Here is a 22,191-nt window from a genome sequence, read left to right as displayed (position 1 = left end):
ACAATGGAAACGGATCAGTTCAGGGAATTAGTGTTTATCTGGAAGGACGAAGTGCTAGGAAATCCTGACCGTTGATACTATTTAATAAATAGGCAGAGGGATTCAGAATTTTTCTGAGGCCTTTCGCTTATTAAAAAATTAACAGATCGTTTGAATCTTTCTTTAAGAATCAGCCTCTGCTTTAGGTGTATAAAACTTTACATTTTTTGTCTGATTTTTCATTGCAAAAAACAAGTTCAATGGAAATGCGTCGTATAATGAGCAATTGCGGACTATAAAGGTCCATTTTTTTATTTAGGATTAATCACACAATCTAGCACGAATGTCATATACCAATTTATTTCCTTTTTATATAAACTATATAAAAGGGTAAATGTGGAAGAGGCGCAACATATATATAAGAACCCTTTTCTGATCGCGAACTAGCAGATCAATTCTAGCAATGGGGTAACGGAAATGAACGATGAAGAAATTAATATGATACTGGAAAGTTGTGTAATCCATCGCCATGAGATGGCCGCTAAATGATGATGTAATTATCAGTTTAAAATGCCTCCACCTAAATTTCCTATATGAGTATGGCGCTCAAATAACTGTTTGATTCGTGCAATGAACATAGCAGCTGTCATGATCGCCTATATTCAATTTGCCACTAGAGATTTAAAACCAAAAACTGTGAGTCGGTTCTGAACCTACTTTTAATAAGCGGAGAGATGTTACCTTATGAACCCGTATTGTAGAAACGCCCTAAATGGGCTGAAAAAACGTTTAGAGTTAGGAAATGGGTTTATTTATAATCAGGATGATGAAGGAGAAGTGGTTAAAGAATCTTGCAGCTTCTCTGAAGGTATTAGTAGTGCTGCCATTCTAGATTTTGAAAAGTCACTACAAAAAGAGCTCCCACCTGATTATACTGATTTTTTAAAAGTACATAATGGAGCCAATCTCTTTCAAACAGAATATAGCATGGGTCTTGAGATATTCCCATTAGAACACATTCCTACTGTCATTGATGGGCTGCAAGCTTTAGAGCTTCCGAATCATTGGCTTCCACTCGCCTACCATGATTCGTATACCGGATACATTTACATGGACTTAAATAAAGCAAAAGGCAGGAAATCGAATTATCTACTTTTTGCAGAGCTATGCGACATGAATGAACCAACGTACCTTCAATGCAATTTTGAAATGTTTATTGAACGTTTTATTATGGTGCAGGGAAACAACTACTGGGATTGGCACTTAATCACAGCGGAAAACGCATACAACAAACCAATTGATTTTAATCCGGAAACTTCAATCTACCAACCAGATGAGAATTACTACAAAGAATCCTTCCATATGATCGAGTCAGAATATGAAAATACAAAGAGAAAAACTTGAACGAATAAATTTCAGAAGATAATAGGGTGTAAATTACATCCTATTTCTGAGTTTGTTCATTTTTTAGATAAGTATAGGTTTTCAAATTCACTTAAGTATAGTTTGTCAGATCGGTCAATCTCTTGTGGTAGTCTCGTAATGAACTCCAAATGATTCCCGTCCGGGTCATCAAAATAGATCATAGCGTGAGCCTGATTGGGGATAACGATTGGTTCTTTTGGTTCTAAACCAAAGGTTGCTCGTACGTTAATGCCACGTTCTTCTAACCATGCTTTCGCTTGTTTAATATCTTCTAAATCTACTTGAAATGCAATGTGTCTTAAAGAAACGTGGTAGGGAATACTAGCTTCTGCCCCTTCCCATAAGCCAAGCCAGCTTTCACCTTCTGATATCCAAAAGAAAGCAACTTTACTCGTGTGCTTGTACAGTTTTAGACCTAATTTTTGATAAAACTCAATTGAAACTTGTAAGTTAGTAACAGGCAAGTGAGCCTCATATAATCCTTTAATCATGATGTATTCCTCCTTTTTCTTAGGGTTACCTCGATCTTTACATATAAAGTATACTCGTTCTTAAAAAATATAAAAGGACATACCAATGCTAAAAAGTCTAATGTATATGTAAACAAGGAGGATATTATCCTACCGTTCACTTTACACCCCAAAAGGGATCGTCAGCAGAATAATCGTACTGCTGACGATCCTTTTTTTTGCTCTTACTTCTTTATAAAGTGATTATTTGGAATAATACCACATATTCCTAGTTGGCTCATGAGAAGAAGCTACTTCACACTGCTTTTACTAATTTATTACATATGGTTGATGTAAAAAAAGCAGCATTCCTTATAATGGAAGTGTGCCATCCATAAACCGAGTAGAGAAAGGAAGATGCAAAAAACGTTTTAGCAGATTGAAAAAGGTTACTAAAAGGAGATGAAACGGTGTCTATAGTAAGAAAATATTTAGTTGCAACGTTTTCAATAACGTATCTTTTTTGGGGAATCATCGCTATTTATACCCAAGTGAATCAGAGTCCATTTAGTTCATCTGTGATGATGTATGTATTTTATGTGGTAGGGGTGATCGGGCCTGCAATTGGTGCTATAACGGTTAAAAAAACGTCTGAATCGAAAGCGGATTTTCGAACGTTTTTAAGAAGTTGCTACAAACCGCCCAGAGCACTAACTCCGTATGTGTACATGATTGTAATTGTTTTGTTCTTTTCGTTCCTACCATATTTCATCGTGGGAGGAGAGCAAGGGTTACCGATTCAGTACATACTTTTGCAAATTCCTGCCTTTATTATAATTGGTGGGTTTGAGGAAATTGGATGGCGCGGTGTGTTGCTTCCGGAATTGTTAAAACGATTATCTGCCCTGCAAAGCACAGTGCTTGTCAGTATCATCTGGGTTCTTTGGCATTTGCCGCTGTTTTTTATGATTGGCACGTTTCAGAATGAGAATTTAAATATACCGGTTTTCACGATCAATGTTTTTGCCTTTTCGTTTTTGTTATCAACCGTTTTTTATAAAACAAATAGCGTATTTCTTTGTATTTTAACGCATGCCTTTTGTAACAGTGTACAAACGGCGTTCATCAGTCATCAAACGTTAGTAAGTGGAGCGGTCGGATTGGCTTTTTCAATCCTCATCTATGCGCTTATTCCCGCGAATCGCAATCGACCGCCTATGATGAACAACGTGGAGACGTATGTGGGTGATAGAAAGTGAGGGTAGAAGCGGAAGAACAGCAATACCGCATGTATCGCTAACTGCAACAGTCTTGCCAAGAAAAATTTGCTTTGGAAATTCTACAAGTGACACCCATCAATCGCGGGTGGCTCAATCTTAAATGGAAGCTTAACACTACGCAAGGTGCGTTTTTGTTGAAAGAATACAATCAGGAACGTTTAAAACTGTATGATGTTGCGGACTTGCAGAGAGCATTACAATTACAGCAAACATTACATAGCGAAGGACTCCTGTGTCCAAAGCTTTTAGCGCATGACGGACAACTCATGCACGTGACAAATCAGAATAGAAGATTTGTAGTGATGGCTTTTCATGAAGGCACGATGATTACAGCTGGAAAAATGAACGAAGCACAAATGTATGAGCTTGGTTGTCAAACAGGCAAAATGCATCGACTGTTACAGCGACAATCGATCCGAAATGCCAAGCCACAGTTTCTTCCCCCGAGTAAAGAGGAGAGGCTACAGCATTGGACTGCGCTCTATCAAGAGGCACAAATGGCAGAACAATGTCGACTGGTATTCTTTATAGAACTTCAACTAAAAGCGACGGAAGCACTGGATGTTTCTTCTCTCCTGACTTGTGAAAAAGGTCTAGCACATCGCGATTTGTGGGTTGATAATATGCTGTTCTACGAAAATCGACTAACAGCAATTTTAGATTTTGATCGCTTGAAGTACGATTATCCCGAGCTTGATCTTGCAAGAGCGATCCTATCGGGCTCGCTTTTAGATGAAGCTTTTTCAGTAGAAAATGCTGTAGCCTTTTTAAACGGCTACCGAACGGAACACCCATTCCCGGTGGGTCATTTAGAAAGAGCCATGCGGATGCTATGGTATATGGAAAGTACGTGGTGGATTACAGGAGGTATGGATCAGCACAGCGTCTCACCTGCTAGGTTTGCTCATGAGATGGTGTGGCTTTCCAAGGTTCACAGCGAGTTGGAAGAGATGGTTGGGGGTTTGTAGTCAGTACGGTAGCTTTTTGGTGTGTTCTAATTGAAAAAAAGAGGACAACTTTTCCACATGGTGGCAGCAGAATTGAGATGCAAACTCATGGAAGAGGTAGTCAAGAAATGTACATCAGTAGTAACACAAAAATTGTAGCGTGGGCTGAAGAATTAATTACATCATGTAAGGTATTTTAAATCTGAGAATGATCAAGACCACCATTCCCCTAAGAAATGGGGTCTTTTTTTATGTTCACCCTCCATTAGTGCGTTATCTTTACGTAAAGTTCATTTTACATTATACTGCTATATATAGCTGTGGGAGGGGACACTTTGAAAAATATAGTATCACAGTATCGTAAGCAACAAGGCTATTCGCAAGATAAATTAGCAGAGCTTTTAGGCGTTTCTAGGCAAACCATTATTTCCATTGAAAAAGGAAAATACAACCCTTCATTGCCCTTAGCTATGATGATTGCGAACGTGTTTCAAACGACAGTAGAAAGTATGTTTACGCTAGAAGCAGACGATTATAAATAAAGAAGATGTGCTACGGTTGGTCTTCATTTGTCAATGATGATGAAGGCATGGTATAAGTGGTACAGAAGTAATTTTTGAGAGGATTTGAATGTACAAATGAACGATAATTTTTGGCGTGAATTACCACGGCCATTTTTCATACTTGCACCAATGGAAGAAGTGACGGATGTGGTGTTTCGTCATGTAGTCAGTGCAGCGGCACGACCAGATGTGTTTTTTACCGAGTTTACAAATAGTGAAAGTTATTGCCATCCAGAAGGCATTCAAAGTGTACAAGGTCGCCTTACGTTTACAGAAGATGAACAGCCGATGGTCGCTCATATTTGGGGAGATCGGCCAGAGAATTTCCGACAAATGAGCATTGGCATGGCGGAAATGGGCTTTCGTGGCATCGATATTAATATGGGGTGTCCGGTTCCCAATGTTACGCAAAACGGCAAAGGCAGTGGTCTTATCCTTCGCCCGGACGTTGCGGCTGAATTGATTCAAGCGGCAAAAGCAGGCGGATTGCCTGTTAGTGTGAAAACGAGGCTAGGCTTTACTGAGGTAGATGAGTGGCGCGAGTGGCTAACGCATATTTTGAAGCAAGACATTGTGAACTTATCCATTCACCTTCGAACGAGAGAGGAAATGAGTAAGGTCGATGCGCATTGGGAGCTCATTCCAGAAATTAAAAAGCTTCGCGATGAAATTGCTCCTAATACGTTATTAACGATCAATGGCGATATTCCTGACCGCCAAACCGGCTTGCAGCTCGCTGAACAGTACGGAGTAGACGGCATTATGATTGGCCGCGGTATTTTTCATAACCCGTTTGCGTTTGAAAAAGAAGCGAAAGAGCATAGCAGTGACGAGCTATTAGATTTGCTTCGATTGCATATGGACTTACACGATCAGTATCCGAATCTTCGTCCATTTCGAACACTGCATCGCTTTTTCAAAATTTACGTGCGTGGCTTCCGCGGTGCGGGTGAATTAAGAAATGGTCTTATGAATGCTCGTTCTACAGATGAAGTACGAAGCCTTCTTAACGATTTTAAAGAAAGTTCAGCAGAATAGCAGGTGTCTACACATGGAAAAGATGACTTCGGAAGTGTTCCGGAGCCATCTTTTTTCTTTATGGCTTTGAAGTTTTCTCGTACACTGTGCCATCCACGTCTTTTACGATAACATTACTCTGTAACGAATCAACACCAATCATGATCCAAGGATTTTTTTCTTGTGATTTATTATGTGTAGAGCTTACTTCTATGACGGTTTCATCGCCCTGTCCTTTTACGCTTTTCACTTGGATGGTATTGCCCGCTCGCTGCTCACCTAACGATAACATAACGCCTTTTTTGCCTTCGGAGATAGTAAAAATCTTATAGCCTTTTATGGATGGGTTGATTTCGAGCTGTTTGGAATACGCTAAGGCATCTTCGCTTCCCATATGATCCGTCTTTTCAATGACCCAATAATGGACGTTAGAATGGGTGAAAAACAATGATCCTGCGGCAACGACCATAATAAGCAGAAAAGCAACCTTTCTCCATAGAGCCTTCCGTCCCAAAATGGCTAATACTACTGCGGAGGTGATGAGACCGAAACCGAGCATTCCATAGGGCATTCCTTCAAACCCACCAATGACGATGAGGCTGGCTAAAAGAGCGACAACGCCGGCAATAAAAACTGTTAATGCGCGTTTTAAATGTGCTAACTTTTGCGAAAAAAGATACGTAAGTGCATAAAGACCAACACCTGCAATTAAGCCTATTGGAAACGCATACGTCATAAGTCCACTCCTTATAAATACTAAATTATACCAATTATACTATATATGCTCTGCTTGTATAGGTATTCATTTGAAAATTAAAATGAATCTCTATAAAACTTTTTTCCAACAAAAAAACGATTGCTCTCTTCTGCTTCAACGAGCAAAAAGAGGTACAATCGTTTTTTTAGCCATAAATCACTACATCACCGTTCACTTGTAAGCCGACGAGATCGCCCTTTTTGACGGGTGGTTTGCCGAGAACGCGGATGGCAGGGGTGCAGTGTTGTTCGCTATGCTCAAGCTCTAAATGTATAAGTGAATCGTGACCGAAATAGATCGTTTTCGTTACTTTTGCGATCACGCCGGATTGGGCACTTCCAATCGTCACTTGTTCAGGGCGAATCATCACGGTTACAGCTTCCCTACTGTGTGATGAGCCTTGGTAACAGAGCGATCCAAGTGGGCACTCTACTAGATTGCCATTCACTTGGCCTTTCAGAATGACAGCGTCACCGACAAAGGTGGCGACGTGTACATCGCTTGGAGTCGTATAAACGGCATCAGGATCGGCGGTTTGGACGAGTTTGCCATCACGCATAATGGCGATCCTATCAGCCATTGAAAAGGCTTCTTCTTGATCGTGTGTCACCATGATAGCTGTAGCGCCCGCTTGCTCTAGTGCATATTTAATATCTTCGCGCAGCTGAGCACGCAAGCCCGTATCAAGTGCACTAAAAGGTTCATCTAATAAAATTAATTCGGGATGAGGGGCAAGGGCGCGAGCAAGGGCAATGCGCTGCTGCTGACCGCCAGACAGTTCGTGTGGCATTCGTTTTTCAAAGCCTTCCATACCAACGAGAGCAAGCATTTCTTTCACACGCTGATTGCGTGTTTGCCGAGAAAGTCCAAAGGCAATGTTTTGAGCAACAGTTAGATGCGGGAACAGTGCCCCTTCTTGCGGTACATAGCCGACGCGACGTTTTTCAGCAGGTAGTTGTTTTTTGTCGCTAAAAACAGAAACGCCTGCAATCTCAATCGTACCGGTTGATGGCATTTCAAAACCAGCGATGCTGCGTAATAGTGTTGTTTTTCCACAACCAGAAGGACCTAAAATAGCAAGTAATTTTCCTTTTGGTAACTCTAACGCTACATTATTTAAGACGGTCTGGCCGTCAAAGCTTTTACAAAGATCTGTAATACGTAATGCCATCATAGATTTCCTCTCCTTTTGCTAGAAAACGAGCGCATCGTTAGCACATAAACAGGTACGCTAGAAATGAGTATGAGTAGCGCGGCATAAGGGGCGGCCGCAGCAAATTCAGAATTGGCTGTATGCTGCCATACTTGGATGGCAAGCGTATCCACACCAGTTGGTCTAAGCAATAATGTCGCGGTAAGTTCAGTCATTACTTTTAACGTAACAAGCGCCATCCCTGCACCAATGCCAGGAATAATCAGTGGTAAGGTTACCGTGAAAAAGACAGCGAGCGGTCCTTTCCCGAGCGAGCGAGCTACTTCTTCAATGCGTTTTGGTGCTTGTTCATAAGACGCTCGAACCGATGACTGAGCAAGCGGCACGTATAACAAGACGTAGGCAATGATCAGTACAATCGACGTTTGGTACAGCACTGGAACGTAACGAACGGCAAAAAAGACGAGTGTAAGACCGATGACAAGTCCTGGCAAACTATGAATAAAATACGGAACGCGCTCAAGTAAAAGCGACAGTGTCCCTCGGGCCCGAATGGAGAGCATAACGAGTGGTAAGGCAATAAGTAGAGTGGCGAGTGCGCCACCAAGACCGTAGGCAAGAGTCGTTCCTAAATTCGTTAGCAACTCCGTAAGTGGAAATTGCGCAGACGATCCGCGAAGGAGCCAATACACAAGACGTCCGAGGGGAATGCCGACTGCAAGAACGGTCAGCAGCGCAAAGCCTAAAAGTGCAAAGGGTGTAAAAACACCTAAAGACTGTGGCTTTTGCGGGCGAGCGACGCCACTGCCAACAGAAACGTATCGCGCTTTTCCACGACTGTATAGTTCTAGACTAATGAAAATAAGGCATAAAAACAGGAGCACAGTCGTTAGCATAGCAGCGGAAGCGCCGTTAAATGCCATCGTGTATTGATCGAAAATCGCGGTTGTAAATGTATCATAGCGCAGTAAGGAGAGCGCACCGAACTCTGCTAACGTATGAAGCGCGATTAATAATGCTCCGCCAAATAACGCGGGACGTAGTTGTGGAAAAATGACCCGCCAAAATGTCTGCCAACGTCCATAGCCTAATGAATGCGATACTTCTTCTAAAGAACCGTTCATGCCTCGTAAACTCGCAGCAACAGGCAAATGAACGAGCGGATAGCTATAAAGCGTAAGCACGAGAAAAGCACCGAAAAAACCTTCAAACATCGGACTTAAAGAAACCCAGCTATAACTTGAAATAAAGGCGGGAACCGCAAATGGAATCGTAATGAGGACGTTCCACATTCGTTTTCCCCATAAATTCGTTCGTTCAATGCACCATGCCGTTGTCACACCGATGATCATTGAAGCACCTGTCACTGTAAAATCGAGCAGCAGCGTATGACGCAACAGCTCGTAAACACGATCCCGAAAAATAAGCGAGAGTGCGTTTTTAAAGCCAACTTCTTGTGCACGTAAAAGAATGTAAAGAAGAGGTAAGCAAGCAATAAATAAAAACAGAAGAATAGGTAAAAGGAGCAACAGCGACGTTTTCGGCCGCTGTTGCTCCTTTCTCACTGTAAACATTACAGCAATCCAACTTCTTGTAAGAGCGCAATTGCTTGTTTACCATCAGAATACTTGCCTAAATGAAGCGTGCCTTTAGGGGGATGTAATTCTGAGAAAGGCTTCATTCCTTGAGTTTTCGCTTTTGGATTAACAGGATATTGTGAGCTTGCTTCTGTTAAGGCTTGTTGTCCTTTAAGATCAGTCGCAAATTCTAAGAATTTTTGTGCTTCTTTCTTATGCTCACTTGCTTTTACAATGGCAGCTCCTGATAGCGAGATCATATCGCCAATATCACCATTTCCGAAATAGTGAAGCTTAGAATTCATGTGTTCTTTGCCTTTTTCCTTCGCTTCACGATCCCAGTAGTAGTTATTAATAAGCGCTACGCTCACATTGCCTTTTTCCACAGCGTCTAAAGCAATTTTATTATTTTTATAGGATTTGCCGTATTTTTTTAAGCCTTCTAACCATGCTTTTGTTTTGTCTTGGCCATAGAGCTTAATCATTGCTGAAATTTGGTTGGTAAAAGCGCCACTCGTTGGCACGTAGGCTACTTTTTCTTTCCACTTGGCAGAAGCAAAGTCAAATACGGACTTCGGTAAGTCTTGTTCTTTCACTTCATCGGGGTTGTAAGCAACAACGCGAGAACGTGCTAATAAACCGACCCATTTACCGTTTGCATCTTCATATTGTTTAGAAATATGGTGAAGCGCTTTGTCACTGGCTTTCGCGAGTAATCCTTTTTCACTAAGCATGACAAGTGAAGCCGTTTCTTCTGTGAAAATAACATCAGCAGGGGAATGATCGCCTTCTTCTGCCACTTGATGAGCAAGTTCATTGCTGGATCCTTCACGAACATTTACTTTAATTCCTGTTTTTTTCGTAAAGTCTTTCGCTACAGCATCCGTTACTTCCTTATGCTGACCGCTATAAATGGTGAGTGCTTTCTCATCGCTATCACTCTTACCGGTTGAGCAGGCTGCTAGTGCCCCCACTAATACGATGGATAATGCTGTGCTCGCTACTTTTTTCCCAATCATGTCTTACGTCCCCTTTCAACTCAGTACCTGAACGTATCTCTATTTATTGTAGTTAATTATTGGTAGTGATAATTATTATCAGTCACAAGTATAAAGAAGAAAAATAGGCACGTCAAATAATATACTGAAAAAGATTCTCACTCGTTCGATTCTAAGAGGGGACGCCAGGCGTTACAAAGCTTACGTACACCTTCTTCAATGTGTGCTTCAGAAAGGTTGCCAAACCCAAGCTGTACTTGTGGAAACAGAGGCTGTTTCTCGGCATAATACCGTGAGCACGGATAAACGATGACACCGTGTTGACGAGCCGCTTCTATTAATAGCTCTTCACGGATCGCACGTTTTACTTCAATGACAACAAAGAGCCCCGAATGCTCCCCTTTCATCGTAAGATCCTGCTGAAAAGAACGGGTGAGTGCCGCAACAAGCGTATGCATTTTTCGTTTGTACAGTGCTCTCATTTTTCGGAGATGAGCATACCAAAAGCCATCGCGCATAAAGAGTGCCAATGTTTCTTGATGAATGGTGGACGCCGTTTGTTCAAAAACAGCAAGGTACGCATGATAGGCAGTGAGTAATGACGGCGGCAGTACGAGATAACTGATGCGAAGAGACGGTAGCAATGCCTTAGAACACGTGCCCATATAAATGACACGCTCGTTGTGATCCATGCTGTGTAGTGAAGGAATAGGCTGATGAATGTAGCGGAACTCACTATCATAATCATCTTCAATAATGTAGCCATTCACGTTACTAATATAATGCAACAGCTGCATGCGTTGCTTTACAGACATCGTTATGCCACTTGGGTAGTGATGCGTCGGTGTAACGTAGAGAAGCTTTTCTTGTGAAGCGCGCAGTGCATCGATTTGTAGTCCACTTGTCGTAACGGAGATCGGTGTAACGGCAAACGACATGTGTTCAAAAAAGGTTCGTGCTACATCATAGCCGGGATCTTCCATAGCAATGGATGGGTAATCTTTTTTTAATAGAAGCGAGAGAAGCAGCAGTAGTTGCTTCGTTCCGGCGCCTATTACAATTTGCGAAGCAGTCGCATGGACGCCTCGTGACTGAAATAAGTAATGAGCAAGCTGTTCTCGCAAGCTAAGCTCTCCTTGTTTCTCTCCATAGGCGTAAATAGAAGATTCTTTCATCACTCGATTCGCTAAGCGTCGCCACGTTTTAAGCGGGAAATGTTCTTCATCTACTGTCCCTAATTTAAAATCAATTACATCATTGGCAGCGTTTTGTAGTGAGGCTGGTGAGTGGGTTCTGTGGCTTTCATAGGAAAAAATCTCATCGGTTAGGAGTGTCTCTACGTAATAACCGCGCTTATACTCACTGCGAATATAGCCCTCAGCTTGCAATTGTTCGTAAGCTAATTGCGTCGTGTTGCGACTAACGTTTAATTGTGAAGCTAATTGTCTAATAGATGGTAGCTTTGCGTTTTGTGGTATGGTACCGGCTAAAATTTGTGAGCGTATGTAGGTATACACTTGTGTGTACATCGGTATAGAGCTATCCCGATTTAATGAAAACAACAGTTCAACCATAGAGATCTCCCTTTCATCTGTCATCTGCTTTTATTATAAACTGTCTCTTTCGGAAATGACAGATCCGTTCCATAATTATATAGAGACGCTTTGGGGGGACGAGAGATGAATAAAGGATTGTATGGATTTTGTACGCTCGTGTGGGGATTGAATTTTATCGCAGTGAAACTACAAGGAAATGAGGTACCACTAGAACAGTCGCTTCTGTATCGTTTAGTCATGGCGGGTTTTTTATTTTTTTTACTGCTGTTATGGAAGCGACCGCAACACATACAGCCACGCAACGCATGGGGGACGGTTTTCCTTTTTGGTGTGTGTAACTTAGCGGTCAGTTATCTATTGCTGTATTATGCGACAATCGTTAGTTCAGCAGCAATCGTCACGATGATTTTTTCTATGAAAGTGGTTTTTACACCACTTGCGCTAGCTCTGTTGCGCAAAGAACGACCAGCCTTACGCATAATTCTTGGCGGTTGTCTTGGCATCGCGGCAGTCGGATGCTTAGTAGGGCCCACTCTCCTACAAGCGCCAGAAACGCTATCAGTGAGCGGTATTGTCCTAGCCTTTCTCGGAACGATTATTACAAGTATTGGAGACGTTTGTAGCGCAGTGAATGCTGAAAAAGAAGTGAATATCGTGTATAGCAATACGGTCGCCTTTTTCGTAGCGAGCATCATCGTCGGTCTCTTCGTTTGGATTCAAGGTGTTCCGTTAAAGATGCCTATGAATACGTCGTATTGGCTAAGTGTGATGTATCTGGCTATTTTTGCATCTTTTTTTGCTTGGTTGTTTTATTTAATTTTAGTGAAGAACATGGGGGCCGTAAAAAGTGGCTATATGGTGGCGTTATTTCCGGCGGTAGGAGGGACGGCATCTGTTCTCATCGGTGAATCAGATGTGACGTGGTCATTGCTTGCTGGGTGCGTGCTCGCTGGCAGTGGTGCCTTTGTTGCGCTGCGCAAGCCGGTGAAAAAGGGAGTAGTAAGTGAAGAAACTTCGCAATCGTTATAGAGGAGAGCGTCATGTGCCAAGAGGAGGAATTCTACATAGAAAAGAGACTGTGACACAATACTTGGTCTGTCTCGTGGCGCATGAAGGGGAATTGACTTGGTTGTTGCGAATCGGGGGTTCCTGTGCTCGAACGGACCTGGTCTGCGGGAATCAGGGGTTCCTGTGCGCTTTGCTTTTTTCGCCATTATTGAAGAGCTTTTACGCTATTTCTTCTCATTTTTGAGCGCATTTACGAGATTTTCTCATTATTTTCTCTATTTTTCATCCCTTACCTACGTTGTTGGAAGCAATTTACCTGGTCTGCGCGCGAATCGAAGGCTCCTGCGCGCGAACGGACCTAGCCCGCGCGCGAATCGAAGGCTCCTGCGCGCGAACGGACCTGGTCTGCGCGCGAATCGAAGGGTCCTGCGCGCGAACGGACCTGGTCTGCGCGCGAATTGAGGGCTCCTGCGCGCTTTGCTTTTTTCGCCATTATTGAAGAGCTTTTACGCTATTTCTTCTCATTTTTGAGCACATTTACGAGATTTTCTCTTTATTTTCTCTATTTTTCATCCCTTACCTACGTTGTTGGAAGCAATTTACCTGGTCTGCGCGCGAATCGAGGGCTCCTGCGCGCGAATCGAAGGCTCCTGCGCGCGAATCTGGGGTTCCCGCCCGCGAACGGACCTGGTCTGCGCGAATCTGGGGTTCCCGCCCGCGAACGGACCTGGTCTGCGCGAATCTGGGGTTCCTGTGCTCTTTACTCTTTTCACCATTATTGAAGAGCTTTTACGCTATTTCTTCTCATTTTTGAGCGCATTTACGAGATTTTCTCTTTATTTTCTCTATTTTTCATCTCTTACCTACGTTGTTGGAAGCAATTTACTTGGTCTGCGCGCGAATCGAAGGCTCCTGCGCGCGAACGAACCTAGCCTGCGCGCGAATCGGGGGCTCCTGCGCGCGAACGAACCTAGCCTGCGCGCGAATCGGGGGCTCCTGCGCACGAATGGACCTGGTCTGCGCGCGAATCAGGGGTTCCCGCCCGCGAACGGACCTGGTCTGCGCGCAACTCGAAGGCTCCCGCATGCGAACTGCGAACGGACTGCCCACGCGCGTTTACAGAAGAGCGTGCTCTCTACTCCAATTTTTGGTGCATTCGATGACGACTTATATACGGCAAACAATCTAAAATCAAACGAAGGAGCGACATGAAAAAAATGGCTTGATCACCGAAACGGATGATGAAGCCATTTTTTATGTGCGAAGGCTGTTTATGTCTCAGCATCTTTTCCTTTTACACGATGTAGCGCATATTAGATTGAACGGCGATGTGGATCGGTGTCGTGCCAATTATTTCGCCGTCAGCAGCAATGATCATATCGGTATCACTTGTAATGTTAATGTCAGCACCTTCTAAAAAAGTTACACCTTTGATGGATTGGTGCGCACCGAGCATAACGGCGGCAAATACGAATAAAATTTTCCATTTTGGAATGTTATGAATGATACAAACGTTCATAATGCCGTCATTTGGAATCGAATGAGGAACGATTTTAATACCGCCTCCATAAAACGGAATATTGTTCACAGCGACGAGCCATGTGTTGTCATATGTATGTTGTTTGCCGTCAATCGCAATGGTTAATTTGTGTGGCTGATACGATGAAAGTAGCTTTAGTGCTAGCAATGGATAGCTTAAGCCACCGAGTTTGTATTTATTTAAAAACCCTTTAAATTTTGATTCATTTGCTTTTTTAGTGACCGCGCCATCAAAACCAATGGCTAAGCCATTCACAAAGTGTGGCTGATGATTGGCACTCTGTGACAGTGAATAAACACCGATATCAATTGTATGAAGTGGAGCATGTCGCTTTGTTAAAATGCGCTCAAGCGCTTGAAGTGGATCTTTTGCGATGTCATGCCCACGAGCAAAATCATTGCCAGAGCCTGCTGGAATGTAACCCACTGGAATATTCGGTTGAAATGTTAGTGCATTGCTAATTTCATGTACCGTACCATCGCCACCAACGGCTACGATGAGTAGTGTTTCAGGATCATGGTTCATTAATAGCTGATGTACAATTTCCCCCGTATGACCACGATAGTGCGTGATGAAATACTCGTAATGCTCATTTTGTTGATTCAGTGCTTTTTGCACCGTTTCCCATACGCTTTTTCCCCGACCATGACCAGCTAATGGGTTAATAATGAATATGAGTTGTCGTGCCACCATTCTTCCTCCCTAATTGTCCCCTATCTTCCTAGTATAACATGGAAAAAAAGCTGCTTCGGTAACATCGAAGCAGCTCTTGTATGCTTATTTTTTAGTAGGTGAGATTTCGTAAATACTTATTAGCCCATCTTTTTCTTTAAGATAGTAGGTTAATTTTTCTTTCTTTTTGCTTTTCTTGCCGTCGGTTGTTACTTCGTATTCCTCAATGGTTTTAATGCGAACATACTTGCTAACGGCATCAATTTTATCTACCTTAAAGTGTAACAATTTGCGCTTTTGATTATCCATTAGTGCATCACTACGAGCATTGTTAATTGTTTTGTAAGCAGGTGATTTGTAGTCAGCATAGATTTCATAATTGATCATTTGATCTCGATTTATAACGGCTGTTTTCACTTTTACAAAGCCGTCCATGTATAGTTTTAAATACTTTATAACTTCATCGCGTTTGCTATCTCCCTTTTTAATGAGAGGCTTGTAGTCTATTAATAGTTCTTTGGATGAAGAGTTTGTTAATGTTACCGTTTCACTTTTCAGTACTTTGTTTCCAAATGTTTTTTCAAGATGAATTTTTGTGGAGTCACTTGGTAGTGCACCAATTTCCCTTTGATTCATAATGGTCTTGCCAGAGTCCTTTCCATTAATGAAAATATGGGCATCTGGAATGTTACTGCGTAATCGTAAATAATCTGCCTTAGTAAGATAAGCATTTAAGCGTGCTTTTCCTTTTTCTAATTTTGAAAGGGAAAGGTCAAATTCTTCAGAGATGTTTGCAAACTTACTTGTATAGGTAGCCTTTACCTTATGCTCACCAGGAAGGACTGACGGAAGTATACTATCTTTAGATAGTTTTACGGATCGTCCATCTAATGTTAGTTTGGAGTCATGCATTGCGAATATTTCTACATCAACAGGATTAACGTTCACTTTGTATGTATCAAAAAAGAACGCCTTTTTTCCATCTTTTTTTAGTGATAACCATTTGTGCTCATCCGCCGAACCCGTAACGGCAATGGTTGCACTTCCTTTACTAAGGGCAGCTTCTTTTTCTAATTGACTGATTTCCTTTGCAAGGAAGCTATCTTTTTTAATCGCGAGCTTAATAAAGCTTTTCGCATCTTCTGTTGTTGCTTTTGTTTTCGATTGTGATTCATTTAGCAAATCTTTTATTTTTTCTGGGTCATTGTGATCAATGGCTTGTTGCCATTCTTTAATGGCAGCTTCTGGTCCTGTTTGCCCAGCCATTACTTTGTAAAAAACAATGCCGCCGATGACGAGAACGAGAACGGTAGCGATGGAAATGAGTAGCCACATGAGTCCACGCTTTTTCTTCTTTGGTTGTTGACTCTTCATTTCTGACGTTGCAGAGAATGAAGGAACAGCTGGTGGCGATGGTGAGGCAGGCATTTCCACTTTTGGTGGTGTTTTCTCTACTGAAACAGTTTCGTTATGTGCGCCGCAGTTCGTACAGAACTTTTTACCTTTTGGTAGTTCGGTTCCACATTCTTTGCAAAAATTCATCCCTTTTACTCCTTTTTGACAAGTCTTTTGAATAAAATAAGTATAGCAATATGAAAAATTAAAAAGAATGGTTTCTTTTACAATTACTTCAAAATGAGTCTTTCGTTGGGTGTCTTAAGTGATGGGTTCTTTTTACTATGATGTTTGAAAAAGAGAGTACATTTCTTGTTTTCGTAGCGATTGATGTTCTACTAAAATGGTAATAACAAAGAGCTGCTTCGATGAAAGTAGCTCTTTTTTTGCGTATTATTTCGTTGGGGTTATTTCATGAATGCTTAAGATTCCGTCTTTTTCTGAGATATAATAGGATAGTTTTTCTTTAATTTTACGCTTTTTTCCTGCAATCGTGGAATTGTATTCTTCAATGGTATTCACACGAAGATACTTCTTAGTTGGCGTGTCGATTTTATCTACTTTAAACGATGTTAGTTGTAATTTTTGCTCATCTGTATGAGCATTAAATACCGCTTTTTCCATTGTTTTATCAGCAGGTGAATGATCTTCCAAATACAGATCTAAAGAGGAATGGTCATTCTTATTCATTGCCGAGGTTTTTACGTTAGCAAATCCCGCCATATAAATTTTTAGAAACGTAACAATTTTGTCTTTTTTACTCATGCCTTCTTTAAATAACGGTTCGTAGTCAATGCGGAGATCTAGTGTTTGATCTCTAATTGGTACTTCTTTACTTCTGATCACTTTCTTTCCTACTTTTTTTTCTAAATAAACTTTAGAAGTTCCGTCGGTAGGAATTTCACTTAAATCCTCGCTATTTGTAGCTAAAACACCCGTATCTTTTCCATCTAGAACAATATGTGCATCTGGCGTGTCTGTTTTAAAATCTAAGTAATTTGCCGGAAGACTAACTTCCATGTCCACTTTTCCTTCTTTTAACTGTGTTAGAGGAAGGTCAAAATCTTTTGAGAGATTGGCGTATTTGCTTTTGTAATGAACATTTAGTTTATGCGCGCCTGGCAAAACGGCTGGTAAAATTCCATCGGAATCTAGTTTTATTTTATGGCCATCTAATGTAAGCTCAGCGTCGTAGTAATCGTGTATATACACATCTACAGGCTTTACTTTCACTTTGTATGTATCAAAAAAGAACGCTTTTTTTTCTGCTTTCTCTAGTGAGAACCAACGGACCTCTTCTGCTGATCGGGCAACTGCGATGGTTGCACTGCCTTCATATTTAACGGCATCCATTTGTAACTCATTCATTTCTTTTGCAAGGAAGCTATCTTCATTTGCGAGTTTAATAAAGCTTTTCGCATCTTCTGTCGTTGCTTTTGTTTTTGATTGAGACTCATTGAGCAAGTCTTTTATTTTTTCCGTATCATTGTTTTTAACTGCGACACGCCACTCTTTAATGGCAACTTCTGGCCCAGTTTGACTCTCCATTACTTTGTAGAAAACAAAGCCGCCGATGGTGAATAGGAGAACGATAGCCATGGAAATAAGTAGCCATATGAGTCCGAAATTTTTCTTCTTAGGTTGCTTTTTCTTCATATCTGACGTTGCCGAGAATGAAGGAGCAGCCTGTGGTGCTGGCGTTTTTTTAGCAGAAGCAACTACGTTATGAGCGCCGCAATTCATACAGAACTTTGCCTCGTCTGGTAGTTCAGCGCCACATTCTTTACAGTAATTCATGGTCATTTACCCCTTTTTACAAAACTTTTCAACATACTAATTATAGCTTTGTGAAATTAAAAAGAATGGATTATTTTACATTTACTTCAAAATGAGTCTTTTGTTCTACAGCGTTCCAAAACGTGAAATTGTGTATGATAGTAGAAAGAAAACAGAAGAGAAAGGTGATTGTGATGATTCAAGTGTTAGTAGCAGACGACGACCCTCATATTCGTGAATTATTAACGTTTCATTTGCAAGAGGCTGGATATGGCGTTCAGACAGCATGTGACGGTGAAGAGGCAATGACGCTTCTTATGGAGGGTTCTATTGAGCTTGCGGTTGTTGACATTATGATGCCAAAAAAAGACGGCTATGCACTTTGTCAGGAAATTCGGAGTGTGTACGATGTGCCAATTATACTGCTTACAGCAAAAGATGAGCTCGTACATAAAGAGAAAGGCTTTGCAGTTGGTACGGATGACTATATGACAAAGCCTTTCGAAATCAAGGAGCTACTGTTTCGAATGAAAGCCTTATTGCGACGGTATCAAAAAGTCGCTGAAACAAAACTGATTATAGGAGATACAACGATTGATCGCCGTCGCTTTGATGTGCGTATTGGTGATAAGCAGTTGCTACTGCCACGTAAAGAATTTCAGTTACTTTTTCAATTAGCTAGTTATCCAGGACGTATTTTTACACGAGATGAACTCATTCAATGCGTGTGGGGTGTTGACTATGAAGGTGATGATCGTACCGTTGATGTCCATATTAAACGACTTCGTGAGCGTTTTTCAGCCAAAACGTCTGCTTTTACGATCCTTACGGTGCGGGGCGTAGGTTATAAGCTTCAAGAGGGGTCTTTATGAAGACGTTATATGTGCGCATCGTTGTTATTACGGTTCTCGTTATGCTGTTAAGTGGTGTGTTAGCCTTCATTCTAGCTAATGGATATTATCAAAACAGTTTGAAGCCTTATAACGATAAGAAAGTAACGAAGATTGCGCAGCAGATGGCGCAATACGTTGATGCTCATAAAGAGTTAGAGCCTTCCTCTTACTTTGAGCATATGGCACAGACAGGTTATCAATTATATGTCGTAGATGGACAAGGAAACGGGAGATTTTATGGTGGTGCCTTTCGAGAAAAAGAGCTTGCTTCACACATTGTAACGTCGGTGAAAAATGGAACGGTGTATCATGGCATTGCAGCCTTTCCTTCCACGCCATTTATTACTGGTTTTTTTGATAATGATCTGCAAAATAGTATTGGCGTGCCTGTTACGGTAAAAAAGGAAAGGTATGCAGTATTTCTGCGTCCGAATATTGAAATGCAATTTGGAGAAATGCGGATATTCTTTTCGGTCATCTTACTGCTTACTATTTTGTTAAGCATTGTACTCGTAGCAATCAGTGGTCGGTTTCTCGTTAAGCCGCTTCTCAAACTCACAGCGGCAACGAAAAAGGTCGCAACCGGTGATTACCACATTACCCTGCAAGAAAATAGACGAGATGAACTCGGTACGTTAGCAAGAAGCTTTGCGAGTATGGCACGCAGTCTGCAGCAGCTAGAAGACATGCGTCAAACGTTCGTTTCCAACGTATCTCATGAAATTCAATCTCCGCTCTCGTCTATTAAAGGCTTTGCCGAGACGTTGCAGTCCGACAATCTAACAGCTGACCAACGGCATCATTATTTAGCTATTATCCAAAAGGAAAGCGCCCGCTTATCGCAGCTTAGTAAGCAATTATTGCTGCTTGCTTCGCTTGAAAAAGAAGAGAACGTCATTGAAAAGACAACGTTTGATTTAGGTGCTCAGCTACAAGAAGTACTCATGATGACCGAATGGAGCTGGCAGGAAAAAGAGCTTGCGATTGAGGTAGAGGTGCCTTCTCTGTACATGTATGGCGATCATAAGCTATTGCATCAAGTATGGCAAAATCTTCTCCTGAATAGCATTCGCCATACGCCTGTTGGGGGGACGATTTCTGTGAGCGTTTCCGCTACTGCTTCGACGGTACATGTCGTAATAGCGGACACGGGTGTTGGAATTGCAGCTCGTGATCTTACGCACATTTTTGAGCGATTTTATAAAGCAGATAGGGCACGAGATCGGTCAGACGGTAGCAGTGGCCTCGGTTTATCGATTGTAAAAAAAATAATCGATTTGCATGACGGATCGATTGCTGTTACAAGCGAGCGTGGCATAGGGACGACCGTATCCATTCAACTTCCGAAAATGTAACGTTCTGTTCATTTTCTGTTCATAAACACTTTCTATGATAAAGGGGAATCCTAAATAGAAAGTGAGTGATCCATCGATGTTTCTTGCTTGGAAAGAAATGAAGCATGCAAAAGCACGCTTTATATTAATTGGTTTTATTATGGTGTTATTAGCGTATCTCGTATTGTTCGTTTCAGGGCTAGCGAATGGTTTGCAAGCAGACAATGTTTCCTCTATTCAACACATGAAGGCAACGTCGTTCGTGGTGGCACAAAATAGCGACCAGCGCTTACAATCATCGCAGCTTACAGAAAAACAATGGCATGAACTGCAGCGAACGAAAGACGTTACGCCGCTCGGCTTGAGAATGACGAGCGTGAAACAACAAGGCAGTCAAAAGAAAATCGATAGTACCTTGATGGCTATTGATCCTGAACAATTTCTCGCGCCTACTATTGAAGAAGGGCAAGCTGTTACCCATCTTCGTCCCAATGAGGTCGTTGGTGATTACTCTCTCAAGGAACATGGTTTCATGCTTGGCGATGTTCTCGTAGAAACGATGACTGGCAAAACAATGACGCTCGTTGGTTTTACAAAAAACGAATTGTTTAGTCACGCCCCTGTTCTGCATATGACAACACAAGGGTGGCATCGTCTATTTGGAGCGAAGGTGTCATGGAATGCGGGCGCTCTTCGTACAGCTGTTCATTTACCTTCAATTAAAGGAGTAGAGCAAGCCTCAAAAGAAGAGATTGTCCAAAGTGTGCCTGGCTATAAAGAAGAACAAGGTTCCCTGACGATGATGATTGTATTTCTGTTTGTCATTTCAGCCTTTGTACTCAGTGTGTTCTTTTATGTACTGACGCTCCAAAAAATGAGTCATTTCGGCGTTTTAAAAGCAATGGGAGCGACCACGCGTTACTTAGCGCGAAGCATCTTGTATCAGGTGTTGTTGTTAACTTCTTTTAGTGTAGCGATTGGAGTAGGGTTAACGTTGCTAACGGGAGCACTATTACCTTCAACAATGCCGTTTCACGTAACGCCGACTCTATTGCTAAGCTGTTGTGGTTTATTGATTACAGTGGCGATCCTTGGCTCACTCTTATCATTAAATACCGTGCGTAAAGTGGATGCTATTGAGGCAATTGGGAGGGCTAACTAATGAATACGACGCTGAAAATGGAGCACATTTCGAAACAATATGGAGAGGGAACGACACACGTTTCGGTGATTCGCAACGTTTCCTTAGAGGTAAAGGCTGGCGAATTTATTGCGCTTGTCGGTCCATCAGGTAGTGGGAAAAGTACGTTTCTATCGATGGCTGGTGCACTGCTTACACCGAGTAGCGGCACACTCGTCATTGCTGGTGAAGATGTGTCACAAGCCTCCGCACAACGATTAACAGCGCTGCGCCGCAAGCACATTGGCTTTGTGTTTCAATCCGCCCATCTACTACCCTATTTAACCGTTCGTGATCAGTTAGTACTCGTTACTCAATTTGAAAAGAGTAACAATAGAGAAGTACAAACAAGGGCGGATCGTCTCTTGCAACGTCTTGGACTGCAACACCGGATGTATCATTTTCCAGAACAGTTATCGGGCGGAGAACGGCAGCGAGTCGCCATTGCTCGAGCCTGGATGAATGATCCAGAGCTGCTGCTTGCGGATGAACCGACAGCAAGTCTGGATGCTGTGCGCGGTCGGGAAGTTGTACAAATGATTGCCGATGAAGTGAAGCTACGTGACAAAGCGGCCATCATGGTTACGCATGATCATCGCGTTCTTGATCTTTGTGATAGCGTACTTTATATGGAAGATGGTACGCTGAAAAAAGAACAGCTAAGCTCGTAAAGAAAACTCTGCCTTTTAGTA

General features: G+C 42.0%; 20 protein-coding genes. 11 read left to right on the top strand and 9 right to left on the bottom strand.

Annotated elements, in window-relative coordinates:
* Positions 1-723 precede the first annotated feature (723 nt).
* Positions 724-1,383, top strand: a complete 660-nt coding sequence (locus A374_RS14340; protein ID WP_007202950.1) for an SMI1/KNR4 family protein — start codon at positions 724-726, stop codon at positions 1,381-1,383.
* Positions 1,384-1,439: 56 nt separating this feature from the next.
* Here the strand turns inward: A374_RS14340 and A374_RS14335 are convergent, their stop codons facing one another.
* The gene (locus A374_RS14335) at positions 1,440-1,895 is read right to left on the bottom strand and encodes a VOC family protein (protein WP_007202949.1); all 456 of its coding nucleotides are present in this window, start codon (positions 1,893-1,895) and stop codon (positions 1,440-1,442) included.
* Between the two features lie 428 nt (positions 1,896-2,323).
* Between A374_RS14335 and A374_RS14330 the strand changes: the two genes are divergently transcribed.
* The 4 genes from A374_RS14330 to A374_RS14315 all read left to right on the top strand — a co-directional run bounded on the left by A374_RS14330 (position 2,324) and on the right by A374_RS14315 (position 5,681).
* A complete protein-coding gene (locus tag A374_RS14330) occupies positions 2,324-3,112 on the top strand; it encodes a CPBP family intramembrane glutamic endopeptidase (protein ID WP_007202948.1) in 789 nt (262 codons plus the stop codon).
* A 41-nt stretch (positions 3,113-3,153) separates the two neighbouring features.
* Positions 3,154-4,101 carry a phosphotransferase gene (locus tag A374_RS14325; RefSeq protein WP_156793228.1) on the top strand — a complete coding sequence of 316 codons (948 nt, stop codon included), beginning with the start codon at positions 3,154-3,156 and terminating at the stop codon, positions 4,099-4,101.
* Between the two features lie 314 nt (positions 4,102-4,415).
* Positions 4,416-4,622 (top strand): helix-turn-helix transcriptional regulator, encoded by a 207-nt coding sequence (locus A374_RS14320; protein WP_007202946.1) that lies wholly within the window; start codon positions 4,416-4,418, stop codon positions 4,620-4,622.
* A 96-nt stretch (positions 4,623-4,718) separates the two neighbouring features.
* Positions 4,719-5,681, top strand: a complete 963-nt coding sequence (locus tag A374_RS14315; RefSeq protein ID WP_007202945.1) for a tRNA dihydrouridine synthase — start codon at positions 4,719-4,721, stop codon at positions 5,679-5,681.
* Between the two features lie 58 nt (positions 5,682-5,739).
* Here A374_RS14315 and A374_RS14310 read toward each other — a convergent pair whose 3' ends face one another.
* The 5 genes from A374_RS14310 to pdxR form a co-directional block, all read right to left on the bottom strand.
* A complete protein-coding gene (locus A374_RS14310) occupies positions 5,740-6,396 on the bottom strand; it encodes a YesK family protein (protein WP_007202944.1) in 657 nt (218 codons plus the stop codon).
* Positions 6,397-6,562: 166 nt separating this feature from the next.
* Positions 6,563-7,591 carry an ABC transporter ATP-binding protein gene (locus tag A374_RS14305; protein ID WP_007202943.1) on the bottom strand — a complete coding sequence of 343 codons (1,029 nt, stop codon included), beginning with the start codon at positions 7,589-7,591 and terminating at the stop codon, positions 6,563-6,565.
* Complete coding sequence (locus A374_RS14300; protein ID WP_007202942.1) at positions 7,588-9,144, bottom strand: ABC transporter permease; 1,557 nt, start codon at positions 9,142-9,144, stop codon at positions 7,588-7,590. The genes A374_RS14305 and A374_RS14300 overlap by 4 nt, the downstream gene beginning before the upstream one ends.
* The gene (locus A374_RS14295; protein ID WP_007202941.1) at positions 9,144-10,166 is read right to left on the bottom strand and encodes an extracellular solute-binding protein; all 1,023 of its coding nucleotides are present in this window, start codon (positions 10,164-10,166) and stop codon (positions 9,144-9,146) included. Before A374_RS14295 ends, A374_RS14300 begins: the two co-directional genes overlap by 1 nt.
* A gap of 137 nt (positions 10,167-10,303) precedes the next feature.
* Positions 10,304-11,719, bottom strand: coding sequence for a MocR-like pyridoxine biosynthesis transcription factor PdxR (gene pdxR, locus A374_RS14290; protein ID WP_007202940.1), 1,416 nt, complete (start codon positions 11,717-11,719; stop codon positions 10,304-10,306).
* Between the two features lie 105 nt (positions 11,720-11,824).
* Here pdxR and A374_RS14285 point away from each other — a divergent pair, with 105 nt between their 5' ends.
* On the top strand, positions 11,825-12,730 hold the full coding sequence (locus A374_RS14285) for a DMT family transporter (protein ID WP_007202939.1): 906 nt from the start codon (positions 11,825-11,827) through the stop codon (positions 12,728-12,730).
* Positions 12,731-12,826: 96 nt separating this feature from the next.
* A complete protein-coding gene (locus A374_RS20670; RefSeq protein ID WP_156793227.1) occupies positions 12,827-13,171 on the top strand; it encodes a hypothetical protein in 345 nt (114 codons plus the stop codon).
* A gap of 832 nt (positions 13,172-14,003) precedes the next feature.
* On the opposite strand, the gene A374_RS14280 is transcribed toward A374_RS20670, so the two are convergent.
* The 3 genes from A374_RS14280 to A374_RS14270 all read right to left on the bottom strand — a co-directional run bounded on the left by A374_RS14280 (position 14,004) and on the right by A374_RS14270 (position 18,113).
* Entirely contained in the window at positions 14,004-14,939 is a 936-nt protein-coding gene (locus A374_RS14280) for a diacylglycerol/lipid kinase family protein (protein ID WP_007202938.1), read from the bottom strand.
* An 87-nt stretch (positions 14,940-15,026) separates the two neighbouring features.
* Positions 15,027-16,463, bottom strand: coding sequence for a TcaA 3rd/4th domain-containing protein (locus A374_RS14275; RefSeq protein WP_007202937.1), 1,437 nt, complete (start codon positions 16,461-16,463; stop codon positions 15,027-15,029).
* A 246-nt stretch (positions 16,464-16,709) separates the two neighbouring features.
* The gene (locus A374_RS14270; protein ID WP_007202936.1) at positions 16,710-18,113 is read right to left on the bottom strand and encodes a TcaA 3rd/4th domain-containing protein; all 1,404 of its coding nucleotides are present in this window, start codon (positions 18,111-18,113) and stop codon (positions 16,710-16,712) included.
* Between the two features lie 173 nt (positions 18,114-18,286).
* Here A374_RS14270 and A374_RS14265 point away from each other — a divergent pair, with 173 nt between their 5' ends.
* The 4 genes from A374_RS14265 (at position 18,287) to A374_RS14250 (ending at position 22,170) form a co-directional block, all read left to right on the top strand.
* Complete coding sequence (locus A374_RS14265) at positions 18,287-18,964, top strand: response regulator transcription factor (RefSeq protein ID WP_007202935.1); 678 nt, start codon at positions 18,287-18,289, stop codon at positions 18,962-18,964.
* Positions 18,961-20,340: a sensor histidine kinase gene (locus tag A374_RS14260; RefSeq protein ID WP_007202934.1), complete on the top strand. Its 1,380-nt coding sequence runs from the start codon at positions 18,961-18,963 to the stop codon at positions 20,338-20,340. Before A374_RS14265 ends, A374_RS14260 begins: the two co-directional genes overlap by 4 nt.
* A gap of 76 nt (positions 20,341-20,416) precedes the next feature.
* On the top strand, positions 20,417-21,481 hold the full coding sequence (locus tag A374_RS14255; RefSeq protein ID WP_040340599.1) for an ABC transporter permease: 1,065 nt from the start codon (positions 20,417-20,419) through the stop codon (positions 21,479-21,481).
* Positions 21,481-22,170: an ABC transporter ATP-binding protein gene (locus A374_RS14250; RefSeq protein ID WP_007202932.1), complete on the top strand. Its 690-nt coding sequence runs from the start codon at positions 21,481-21,483 to the stop codon at positions 22,168-22,170. The genes A374_RS14255 and A374_RS14250 overlap by 1 nt, the downstream gene beginning before the upstream one ends.
* Positions 22,171-22,191 lie beyond the last annotated feature (21 nt).

Origin of the sequence: Fictibacillus macauensis ZFHKF-1 (assembly GCF_000269865.1) — a bacterium.
GTDB classification, from domain to species: Bacteria; Bacillota; Bacilli; order Bacillales; family Fictibacillaceae; genus Fictibacillus_C; species Fictibacillus_C macauensis.
Note: the sequence above shows the minus strand (reverse complement) of the source record. Positions and strands in the feature narration are given on the sequence as shown.